The organism is Pseudomonas sp. KH_050 (assembly GCF_057838875.1).
Window position 1 is genome coordinate 2,187,799 of the sequence record NZ_CM174478.1, and the last position, 11,551, is coordinate 2,199,349.

Here is an 11,551-nt window from a genome sequence, read left to right on the forward strand (position 1 = left end):
CAACACCCAGCAAAAAGTACCGTTCAAGAAATCAAGCACCGTAATCCAGCCACCGCAAAATAACCGAAGACATCCTTGGCGGAATCACCCCAAGCGCCCAGCACCCGAGGTTCAACGGGAAGGGGAAACTGATCCGCGGCTGGTTCGCAGCGAGCCCGCGACGAATACGCCTGGCGGCTTTGTCCGGGGTCCACAACTGCGGTTTTGGCCCAGGCATCTCGAAGCACATTTTCGATTCGACATAGCCCGGCATGATCACATTGACCTTCACCCCGTGCGGGGCCAGCAGGTCGCGCATGGCTTCACCGTAAGCCTTCATCGCCGCCTTGCTCGCGCTGTAGCTGGGCGTCGCGGGCAGCCCGCGCCAGCCGGCGAGGGAACTGAACAGGGCAATCTGCCCCTGCTTGCGCGCACGCATCGCCGGCAGTGCCGACTGCACCGTGGCCATCGCCGCGAGCACGTTGACTTCGATCAGCGCCTCGGACAGCTCCCAGACTTCGCCTTCGGCGTTCGCCCCGGTAGAGGTGTTGAGCCCGGCACCGACAATGATCAGGTCCGGCTGCTCGGTGTCACTGATGCGGCTGATCCACTCGCGCAAGGCGTCCAGGTCCCGCACATCGAGGGCTTGCAGGATCACCCTGGCGCCGGCGGCACGGCACTGTTCGGCCATTTCTTCGAGGCGGTCGAGGCGCCGGCCCTGGAGAATCAGGGTCACCCCGGGCGCCGCATAAGCCGGCGCCAGGGCACCACCGATTCCGCCCGTGGCGCCGGTGATGAGAATGCAGCGAGGAGTCTTGTGCAGCGTCATAGGTATCGTTCGATCTTGGAGGTTTTGGCCATCAGCACTTCCAGTGAATTGTTCACCGCCATGTCGATCCCGCAGCGGGTATAGAAGCCGCCATTGACCTGGGTAGTGTGGATGACCGTGCTGCGAAAACGCTGGAACAAGGTGGTGTCCGGTGGCTCGGGCGTGCGCCAGAAATCCTCGAGACTGCCCTGGTGGGTCAGACCCTTGAGGGCATAGATCGGATTGCTCAGGGCCAGGGTCGGCACGTTGTGCATCAACGATGAACCGCCGACGGTGCTGTTCACCGTGACCACGCCGGCAACGTGGGACAACAGGGTCGGCATATGCCCGCTTTCGAGGAAGTCGACCCGATCGGCGATCGCGTACTTCGCCGCCAGCGCGCGGGTGATGCGGTGGTAGTCGATGATGCCGGGCGTCAGCGGATGGTTCTTCACCACCAACCGGGCATCGCCGGGCGCGCTAACCGCGAAAGACCCCAGCACATGCTCGAGCACCTCGCTCATGTTCGAGAACTGCGAGTGATCGCGGATCTGCGCATCGCTGTCGAGCTGCAATGGCAGCAGGAAAGTCGGCTGACGATTGCTCGCCACGTGACTGATCACCGCGGCATCCCGACTCCTGGCGCGAGTCAGGCGGATACCCTGGCGAATGTACCCGGCGTATTCGACCGCCGCGTTATACGGCGCGTGGGTGCGGTAGTGCGGGAAGCAGATTTTGTTCAGCGCGCCGCCCATGTGATACATCACATCGTGAAAGGCCCGCGAGGCGAACGACAGGCGGAACGCTTCACCGTTGTGGTAGCGCGGAATGTGCTTGCCGACTTCCCGATACCACTCCGGATCACGCGGCAGCAACGAGTGATTATTCACCCCGCCACGCTCAAGCGTGATCCAGTAAGGCCGGAAATAACCCTCTTCGAACACATGCACGCGGATGCCGAGGCTTTTCGCCAACAGCACCGCCGGCTGATGCACCGGCCGGCAATCGCCGAACAGCACCAGGTCGGTAATGCTGTGGGCTTTGAAGCACTGGCTATAGAAGTCGGCGAGCTGCTCGGGTTTGGCCGAGTAAAATACCCGCGAGCCTGAGCCATACAGGGTATCGCCCATGTTGAAATTGACCGAGCGGACCCACTGTCCTTCCGCGCGCAGGGCTTGCGCCAAGCGGGCAAAAAACGGCGAGCTGACGCCTTGCAGGAACAGGAACGAGTTGCGCGGCATGGCCGACAGCACTCGTCTGGTACCAACAGCAGGGGTCACGAATTCTTGAGCGGTTTTCTCAAAGCGATGTGGAGCAAACGCCGAATCATCTCTCGCCATGCTGAACTCCTTCCTTGCGTAGGTACTTCATCCCAGTTTTTCAGCTCTAATAACGTGCGTTCAGGGGTGGTAAATTTTTGAGTAATTCGACTGACATACACCGGGTAGCGAATCAAGGTCCCGGCCACCAGTTCATCGAGGCTCAAGCGCCGGGTGCGGCGAGCCTGGACCTCGGGGTGCAAATCTTCATCGGTGGTCAGGCCCCAGCCGGCATAAAAGGGCTGGCCGTAAGTCGTGACCGGCACCCCGCGCAGCAAGGCTTCGAAGCCGGACTGGGAGGTCAGTACATGCACCTCATCCACCTCAAGCAGCAGTTCGTGAAACGGCACATCACCCACGACCTGATTGCACCAGTTGCCGGTCAGGGCTTCGTCCTGCCCCTGCGCGCGGGTGCCGGCCAGCACCTCCGGATGCGGCTTGTACAGCAGCCAGGCCTGCGGATGGCGCTGACGCACCGCCCGCAACAAATCGAGGTTGCGGCGGATGCGGTGTGCGCCGTATTGGATCGAAGCATCGGATTCCACCTGGCCGGGCACCAGAATCACCCGCTGCACCCCGGCAGGCCGTTTCCACTGCGAACCCGCCAGGTTGTATTTGGTCACCCCGGCCGCGCAAATCGCCTCGCGCAATGCGCCGGCGCGGCTCAACAAGCCGCTGTCCCACGGATCATTTTGCAAGATGTGTTCCAGACGCGAGGGCCGGGTTGCGTCGTAGTAGATGCCCAGGTCATCAACGACCCACGACAGCGGTCGGGTTTTCCTCGCGCCCAATCCGACTGAACGCAGAAAGCCGTCTTCGACCCGGCCGATGTGGTTGCTGTCGACCTGCTTGAGCAGTGCCGCGTCATGCTGGCAACCCCAGGTAACGACCGCTGCGGTTTTGTTCACACGGGTGAGACTGTCGATGAACTGAGTCGACGAGCCGTTGAAGAAATCAACCACCAGCGGGTGCTTCCATTTGGTGAAGCCAAACATCTGCAGGTTTTCCGGCAAGCGACTGCGCATCCGCCGCTGCAGACCCAGCCAGGCCAGTACCACTTCAGGTGTACAAGGCTGACCGGACTCCGGGTCGACATAACGCGGGTATTCAACCAGCGCCGCGTGCAGCAATTGCTCCAGGCTCACCGGTTGGCGCCGCGCAGGGGCGGGCAGGGCATCGCGGGTCAGACCCCAGCCGGCATAAAACGGCATGCCGAAGGTGTGCACGGGCACCGCCCACAGCAGCGCATCGAAACCCAGTTGCGAGGTCATCACATAGACCGCCTGGACTTCGCTCAGCAACTCGGCCGGATGCACATTGCGGCTGATGATCTGCACCCGCGGCCGTCGGCTCAGCGCCGCCAGATCGAAATGTCCCTGCTTGCGTCCGGCAACGACATCCGGGTGGACCTTGACCACCACCGTACTCTGCGGATGTTCATCCAGCGCCGCCTGGAGCATGCGCTCGAAGTCCGCCGCGCCAGCGCCCTGGAGCGAGGCATCGCCTTGGGTCTGATCGGCGACCAGCACGCAAGGCTGCGGCAGTGGGCAGGGTTCGATTCGAGCGTTGTTGTATTTCGAGACCCGCTCGCGGCACCAGCTGGCTTGCAGAGTTTGGGCTCGGAGTGTCTGTGCCTGGCTCAGCGGCTCGGCGATGAGCCTTTCCAGGCGCGACGGAGTGTCGGCTTCGTGATAAATGCCCAGGTCATCGACGATCAACGACAGCGGCGGTTCGTCCGCCCCAAGACCTACCGAGCGTAAAAAACCGTCTTCCACCGTCAACACAGGAAGACCGGCTTTACCGGCTTCGCGCTGGGCGATCAACGCACTGGGTTTGCGCCCCCACGCCAGCAGAACGTCGGCTTGAGCGACGTCACGCACCGAGCCAGAGACCAATCGATAGTCTGGCAACAGTGCGGGCAGGGTCGAAATCTGCTGAGCGCCTTTGGACAGGATCAGCAAGCAGGGGCGAATCGGAAAATCATTATCCATAAAAAAACAACGGGTATCCGTAACGAACGCACTCTGCTGCGAGACGCGGAAAAATCCGTCGCGTCCCAAGAAAGGGTCAGCCTAATTTGAGGCCGGATGATAATACAAAACCGGAAGTTTTTAACGATAAAAACGGGAAAGTCCTACAGATTTTTACATTTGTATAGGGTAGGCAGCAGTATGTGACACTTGATCGAGCAAGGGTCCGTAGTTTGGAAATAGAGACTAAGGCGTCACGAGCTGCCGACAGCTGCGTTCGTGCAGCTGTCGACAGGTGTTGTGACTGACTTTTATGATCAGTTGCAGAGGGGAAGTGCCAAGAGATAGTCGTACTTCTCGCGAAGTAGTGGAAGTTTGCCTTTTTTCTGGTACTCGGCAATGGTCTTGGGTCGCAGGCAATGCCATAACGAATTCTGCAGGAAAAAATAATCGAGGTTGCGCAGCGCTGCTTGCCGGTCAAAGCGAACATCCAGTTCCGCGAGATAGATGTTTAAAAACTCCTCACGAACCTTGGAAAAACGCGGCATGTCAGCCCGCCGAAACACCGCGCTCAGGTAGGCGCCGCCATCGAAACCGATTCGCCCGACCTTGACTTCGCTCCAGTCAATCATCTGCAAACCCTCGGGTGAGAGGAAAAAATTCTTGCGCAGATAATCCATATGGCAAAAACAGCGCTGACTGCTTTTGGCTCCATCGGCCGCCTGGCGTAGCGCTGGCCTCAATGCCCGCAAACGCTCGGCCAGACCGGTAAACGTCGCATCATCGCGAGCCAGTTCTTCCAGGGAACCCACATAACGCTCGAAATTGAAGCGCGACCGCAGCAGATACCAGGGCCGGAAAAAATCCATTTCCCAGAACTTCCAGGCTTGCCGCCACGAAGTCGGCTGCAGGTGCCGGTTGGAGAGGTTTTCGATTTCGGCTATGCCCCGTGCCACCTTCGTGGCAATAGCCGCCATCGAGGGTGGGGTTCCCTCCACCAACTGGGTAAAAATCAGGCTTTCCCAAGGGGTCTCGATTGTCCCCAGGCAAGCCGGGTGCTTGAAGTGAACACTGTCGGCCAGCACGTCCCGCTCTCTATAGAAGCGCGATTCCAGACTGGTAATAAACAGCATTTTGCGAATCGACTTCTCGACCACGTCCCGCGTGGCGCCGGTGTCGAGATCGGTCAGGCGGTGACGACGAACGTAATTGACAAAAGAGGCGTTGGACGAGAGGTCAGTGGTGGTGATGCTGAACCTGTCCGCACGGTACTCGGGCAAGAGAAAACCCAAGCGTTTTTCCAGGGTGGCCTGGCTCAACCAGAAAGCATTTCTATCGCTGGTCAATGCGTCTGTATTTGATTCGGTACTCATGCTATCCAACTGTAAACAACAACTCGATTTCTGGCCTGACACGCAAGTGAAGGGCGGAGCGATCCTCGCCCTATATCGGTAACAGTCGATCAGATGAGGCCGTGATGGTACGGATTCCATCGCTCCATTGCCATGATGATGAGCGATAAAAGGTGAAGGGTTGGAAAAATCTCCTACATATTGCTGGGAATTATCGGTTATGAAGTTTCCATCCGGCTCCTTGAATCGTTAACATACGCGCCAATTAAATCAAGGAACGATCGCTTCCCCATGAATCACCTTCCAATCGCTAAAGAAGCACTCTGTGCCCAGGCGCAAGCCATCAGCCAGCTCGCAGAACGCCTCGATGGCGAGTTCCAGCGTGCAGTAGAACTCATCCTGGCTTGCAAGGGCCGTGCAGCGGTCTGCGGCATGGGCAAATCCGGGCTGATCGGCCAGAAAATGGTCGCGACCTTCGCCTCCACCGGCACCCCGAGCCTGTTCCTGCATCCCGCCGAAGCCTTCCATGGCGACCTCGGCATGATCAAGCCTATCGACGTGCTGATCCTGATCTCCTACAGCGGCGAAACTGAAGAAGTCATCAAGCTGATCCCGAGCCTGAAATCCTTCGGCAACAAGATCATCGCCATGACCGGTAACGGCAAATCGACCTTGGCCAAACATGCCGACGTCTGGCTGGACATCTCGGTCGAGCGCGAGGTCTGCCCGAACAACCTGGCACCGACCACCTCGACCCTCGCCACCATGGCCATGGGCGACGCACTCGCTGTGGCACTGATTACCGCGCTGGACTTCAAACCGATGGACTTCGCCCGCTACCACCCAGGTGGCAGCCTCGGTCGCAAACTGCTGACCCGCGTCAGCGATGTCATGCACGTCGGCCTGCCCAAAGTGTCCCTCGCCACCTCGTTCCATGACTGCCTGCTGGTCATGACCTCCAGCCGCCTCGGCCTGGCCCTGGTGATGGAGCAGGACAAACTGGTTGGCATCGTCACGGATGGCGACTTGCGCCGCGCACTGCTAAGCAACCCTGGTGTCGTCAATGAAAGCGTTTCGAGCTTTCTGACGCCGAACCCACACACCGTCAAAGCCTCTGCTCAGTTGTCTGAAGCTGAAGCTTATATGCTGGAACGCAAGATTCGGGCGTTGCCGGTCACTGCGGATGACAGTGATGAGGTGGTGGGGGTTGTGGAGATATTTGATTAGGTTTTTAGTCTAAATCATGTACAGGTGTTTAAGCGCCAGCAGTAAATAAACCCGGTTGAACCACCAATGGAAGGGCTGTTTCAACCGGGTTTATTCAATTCCGCCGAAGCCTACCTATAGCTTGCAGCCCATACACAAGATCGAGTATTCAAATCACATACTCAGCATAAAGTCGAAGAGCATTGATGAGCATTGCTTCTTGTCGCTCCGGTCGGTCGGCGTGCAACGGCAACATTGACAGAAACAGCAGCACAGTCAGCGGCATGATGCTCTGGACGGTTACTCCGGGGAGCAACTGACTCTCCATGAAAATGCTTTGGATGCTGAGCAGGCGTGCATCGGCGCTGAAGCGGATGCTGGCTCCTTCATGGGCTGGCCGCTCAATCTGGTAGCGTCCGGCGATGATGAAGTCGTAGAGTCCGATAACCGAATGACAAGCCTTGGCGAGGTCATACTTTTGATCGCCCAAGAGAGTCATTTCATGCTTTTGATTCAGCCCCCGAGGGTCAATGACTTTGATCGCACCACCGCGAGAATCAAACAGGATGTTGCTGAAGCAGAAATCACCATGCAGAACAGTAGGAATGATTGGCAGCGCGAGCGTACGAGCAATGCAGTCCTCGGCGATTTGTCTGATGCTGGGGAGCTCAATGTCGGCGTATGCAGTTGATATATCCAAGTCAATACCGCTGCAGGCCGCATGATCTTCTAGACGAACATGGGTTTTGTTTTCATACAACTCTACGGCATCGTTATGAATGTCTGTATGAATTGGACTATTTGGCTCCAGCTCTAGGCATTTGCGGGCATCATTAAGGAAACAACCCATTAAATTGAACACGCGCTTCCAGAAAAAATCTGGATTCCTGCCATGCACGAAGACTTCATTAAGCGGACTGCAAGGGAGATATTCCAGCATGTAATAGGCTCCACCGGTCTCCTTGTCGACGCCGCTATCGATCAGCTGGGGGGTATAGCGGCGTAGTGTAACCGGCAGGTTCTTAAACCATTCACCTTCGGCAATGATTTTCTGTTGCGGGGTGCCTGACTTCCAAACCACGCCGTCGTCGATGCGCAGTGAGTTGAACACCCGCTGTGTAGTGATCCTGGAGCGGGAAACGAAGTACGTATTGACGTGACCAAGGTCATGCCAACCACTGACCTGAACCATAGAGACGACGTTCTGTGATGAATACAACCGAACGGCTTTGACGAAGTTACCTTGAGCGAGTGCAAGAGAACGGACAAACGCCTGGGTGGAGGCGAATGCAAAGTATCCGCACCAGACAACTTCAAGGCCTGGGGCTACAGCTTCCGTTTCCCAGCTGTAATCATCTTCTGTTGCTGCTATGCCTATCAGGTCTACGCCTTTGGGGATACCTTCGAGGAGCGTATCGCCATGTAATAATCGTAGCGGTTCGCCGGGCTCACCGACAGTGTTAAGTACGTAAAGCAGGGCCTCTGCCAGAGTGAAGTCCACTGGGACAAATACGGCCTCTATATTCAGATCAGAGAAAAGCCGTTGCTCATCGATGGTCAATTCGTAGCCTGCCGGCAGGGAAACGATGATTCGCTCATCGTAAACCTTGCGTAGCATCGGCACCTGATACTCCACCAGCTTACGATTGCCTATCGGCAACAGGCAGGGAGGTATGCGCCCAAATTCAGCCCGGAACTCAGGCACGACATAGGCTGCCGAATTGATAACAATCATCCCTTGATACCCGTCAGTGTTTTGATTTCTTCGTAACTAAGCTTGGCAAATTCATCTGGACGAATTGATCGATCGTCCACATAGAAACCTTCGTGGCCGCACCAAGGTTTACCAACGTAGATTTCGTCATAGGGTACTTCATGGCGATTTAACCAATCCATGATGATAGGCAGCGTATTCGCGGTAATTTTTCCAATATTTCCGGAATAAGTACGCATGTTGCGGCTGGTGCTGATCACTATTTCAAAACCAAGCGACTTGTAGTCGCGAAGCTTCTGTATGATCTCTAGGTTAGGCGTCGATTCGGCATAGTTTCCCGCCTGCGTTGAGCAAATGGTCTCGTCAAGATCCATGATAATTCTTTTCAACTTGCGCTCCCTAATGTTAGCTTTGCTCGGTCAGTTTGACTGGCGGTCCAGCAGTAATTGATATTCTTCCGGCGTGCCGCAGAAGTCAATCTGATCTAGTTCTATTACGTCATACTTTACTGTTGCGCCACGTGCGATTAATTCATTGTAGAGTGGTGCAACATAGTATTCGCCGCGTACGGTTTTTTCATTCTCGAGAGCGTCTAGGAACAGGGACTCGAATACGGTTTTTTGTTTGAAGTAATAAAGGCCGTCACTGCATAAGTCTGAAATTCGATCTTTTTCAGTGGTTCTCACTACTTCTTCCGGGCCATTGGGTAGAACGAAAGACCAATGCTCACCCTCGGCACGAAAGACTTCAAGATAGCCATCGCACTCATCAATGAAGGCAGGTTTTTCGTAATTGTGACGGAACGTATCGATGTTGAATATGTAAATGGGGAAGTCGCCAGGAAACTCCTTCGTGGCCAAATATGCAGTCTCGGCTTGCCCGCGAGTTTCATCATCAAGGGTAATGATTTTGAAGTCTTTGATGCCCAGTTTTTTTGCTTCGTTTTCTACAAACGTAGGTGTGTCGTAGACACTGCGAACGACAAAGACAAAAGTTTCACAGTTAAAGTAGTTTTTGAACGAGAGAATTGAGTGAGCGAATACAGAAGCTCCGTCCAGTTCGAGTTGGTATTTGGGGAGTAAGTATCCTGCTTTGAAAAAACGACTGCTTAGGCCAGCCATGGTAATTAAAATCATTTTTAGAGCTTCCAGTTAAACAAATACTGTTTTTGTATTGCGCATTTCAAGATATCTATTTTGGAATGCTTCAAGTAGAGGCTTTAGTTCGCTCGTGTGGAGATCGCCTGCAAGATCGTCCTTGATGTCGGCGGCATTTATGGAGAACATTGTCGTAAAGTAAGCTTTTTCTGGTTTTATTAGTTTTACATCAATGCCACTAAAAAATAGATGATTTGCTGTCAGTGACTCTCCTGCGAAAGAGGATACTTGTGGGTCGAAAGATTCTGAATATTTAAATTGCTTTTGTTTCCAGATTTTTTCCCATACGGAAGCATATACATCCATGGCTTTCTTCGATCCTATTGCAAACTGGTCGCCATATCCTAGGGCGGTGATATAGCTGACGTATATAACATTTGGATTTTTATAGGCGGCCTCAATGTATTCTTTAATGTTAGGAAAGCTAATTTCAAGATCAGGTCTCGTTCGAATTACAACATCAAACTCGATTTCGTTGTCAGATGAATATGTATCGATTAGTTCTTGGCATTTTTTTATCTTGTAGAACATTTTTGCTTGGTTGAGATTGCCTCTAAGAGTAAGCTTTGGTGCATTTTTGGTTACTGTGCTTTCAAAAATATTTTCATCTTCAATTCTGATAATGGATTGAGGAAGATACTCGTGAACATATTCAGGGGTTACTATTTTAGTGATGGGGCTAGTAAGTTTTTTTGTGGTAAGTGGAAGGTATTTCCTGAAGCCGTCGGGCATTTTTACTTCTGCAGGCAACAACTCCCAAAGTTCATTTCCTATTAGGCGTTGTACCCTTGTGAAGGTTGGGAAGTTAGACCTTTGAGTTTTCCATGTGTCGACAAATAGATGGCCTTGGGTCTGGCTTACTAAATCATTAATTATGCTTTTTGAGCTTTTTTCTATGCCGCGAAGCTGGCCAGATATACAAATCGCCACTTTCAACACGGCGTTTTTTTGAATTGGCGTTTTTTGGCGGACAATTGAAAGTGGTGAGTGGGGTTCTAAACCACTCGTCTGAGCCAGTTTTCGGTAATGCAGTTCGTCGTCGGTGTTGCCGGAGAGAACAGATTTGCAGAATTTTCGATGTAAGGAATAGTTATAAAAGTTACGATCAGGGTTGCCCGAGCTGAATGCGGGTACTAAGGTTGTCGCTGAGTCACCTAAAACAACAGACGCTCTTGCATTGAGGTGCAGAATTTCAGTATTTACTACAGAGTTTTCGATTGCTCTGCTCGTTATCTCATGGGCGGAGCTAACTTCACCGGTGTACAGGAAAGTTCTTGCGCCATAAGCAATAAACTTTGGATTTTTGTTAAAGGTTCTTGAAGCTTCTATTCTGAAAAACATCACTCTGGCAGAAGTGTCTAACTCAGTTTCTAATGGTTTGCAAACGGCATCAAAAAAGGCTTCTGATCTCTCTCCTGCACCATAAGCGAGCCAGCTGAACTCCTCCGCGATCGAAAATTTCTTTTCGGCGACATAATTTAAATACAACTCGCTGGCTTTGATTTTGTTTTCGCGTAGTTGTAATGTTTTGTGGCTTGTTTCGGCTTTTAATGCTTCAATTTCTGGAGATTGCAAACCGAGAATATCATAAGCAAAAGTATTTTTTGTTATTTTTGCAAGATCAATAACGGATCTTGTAAAGCCGCTATTTTCTCTAAGGTTTTTTAGTGTGTCTTCAGAGCATGATGAGATTAGTTTTAGTGCGCTGCTGTAATCGCGTGTTGTAATATGGCGAGTTACGAGGCGAGCGACTGCAAGAGGATGATGTCCAATTTGAGTCAAGCATAAATTTAAGATAGCTATTGAATCGCCATCAAATCCTAGTTTGTAAAGGCTGTCGTATGCGCTTAGATATCCGCGTGCTTTCATTGGGAATTTTTGGATATAGCAACAGCCAATAGCAACCAGTTTTAGTGGGTTGTTTTCATGTGTTTTTAGTAATGTTTCAAGTTTTTCTGTTGATGGATCTGAACCTAAAATTTCAAAATAATAGTTGTTGATGAAGTCGACAATTGGATCGTTTTTTTTAAAGTGGATCACGAAATA

The 11,551-nt window shown here is 53.0% G+C and carries 9 protein-coding genes; 1 reads left to right on the forward strand and 8 read right to left on the reverse strand.

From position 1 onward, the window contains the following. Positions 1 to 31: 31 nt before the first annotated feature. The 4 genes from AC3IUA_RS10040 to AC3IUA_RS10055 form a co-directional block, all read right to left on the reverse strand. Positions 32 to 808, reverse strand: coding sequence for an SDR family NAD(P)-dependent oxidoreductase (locus tag AC3IUA_RS10040; protein ID WP_489360485.1), 777 nt, complete (start codon positions 806 to 808; stop codon positions 32 to 34). After that, positions 805 to 2,028, reverse strand: coding sequence for a capsule polysaccharide biogenesis protein (locus AC3IUA_RS10045; protein ID WP_489362297.1), 1,224 nt, complete (start codon positions 2,026 to 2,028; stop codon positions 805 to 807). The genes AC3IUA_RS10040 and AC3IUA_RS10045 overlap by 4 nt, the downstream gene beginning before the upstream one ends. Positions 2,029 to 2,063: 35 nt before the next feature. After that, the gene (locus tag AC3IUA_RS10050; RefSeq protein WP_489360487.1) at positions 2,064 to 4,097 is read right to left on the reverse strand and encodes a capsule polysaccharide biogenesis protein; all 2,034 of its coding nucleotides are present in this window, start codon (positions 4,095 to 4,097) and stop codon (positions 2,064 to 2,066) included. Positions 4,098 to 4,393: 296 nt separating this feature from the next. Further along, positions 4,394 to 5,449 carry a phosphotransferase family protein gene (locus AC3IUA_RS10055; protein ID WP_489360489.1) on the reverse strand — a complete coding sequence of 352 codons (1,056 nt, stop codon included), beginning with the start codon at positions 5,447 to 5,449 and terminating at the stop codon, positions 4,394 to 4,396. Positions 5,450 to 5,719: 270 nt separating this feature from the next. Between AC3IUA_RS10055 and AC3IUA_RS10060 the strand changes: the two genes are divergently transcribed. After that, positions 5,720 to 6,655 (forward strand): KpsF/GutQ family sugar-phosphate isomerase, encoded by a 936-nt coding sequence (locus AC3IUA_RS10060; RefSeq protein ID WP_489360491.1) that lies wholly within the window; start codon positions 5,720 to 5,722, stop codon positions 6,653 to 6,655. Between the two features lie 148 nt (positions 6,656 to 6,803). Here AC3IUA_RS10060 and AC3IUA_RS10065 read toward each other — a convergent pair whose 3' ends face one another. From AC3IUA_RS10065 to AC3IUA_RS10080, 4 genes are read right to left on the reverse strand one after another with little or no spacing between them, the layout of a single operon-like run. After that, positions 6,804 to 8,369: a hypothetical protein gene (locus AC3IUA_RS10065; protein ID WP_489360493.1), complete on the reverse strand. Its 1,566-nt coding sequence runs from the start codon at positions 8,367 to 8,369 to the stop codon at positions 6,804 to 6,806. Then, the gene (locus AC3IUA_RS10070; RefSeq protein ID WP_489360495.1) at positions 8,366 to 8,737 is read right to left on the reverse strand and encodes an HAD-IIIC family phosphatase; all 372 of its coding nucleotides are present in this window, start codon (positions 8,735 to 8,737) and stop codon (positions 8,366 to 8,368) included. Before AC3IUA_RS10070 ends, AC3IUA_RS10065 begins: the two co-directional genes overlap by 4 nt. A 30-nt stretch (positions 8,738 to 8,767) precedes the next feature. Beyond that, the gene (locus AC3IUA_RS10075; protein WP_489360496.1) at positions 8,768 to 9,484 is read right to left on the reverse strand and encodes a glycosyltransferase family 2 protein; all 717 of its coding nucleotides are present in this window, start codon (positions 9,482 to 9,484) and stop codon (positions 8,768 to 8,770) included. Positions 9,485 to 9,499: 15 nt separating this feature from the next. Next, positions 9,500 to 11,545, reverse strand: coding sequence for a hypothetical protein (locus tag AC3IUA_RS10080; RefSeq protein WP_489360498.1), 2,046 nt, complete (start codon positions 11,543 to 11,545; stop codon positions 9,500 to 9,502). Positions 11,546 to 11,551 lie beyond the last annotated feature (6 nt).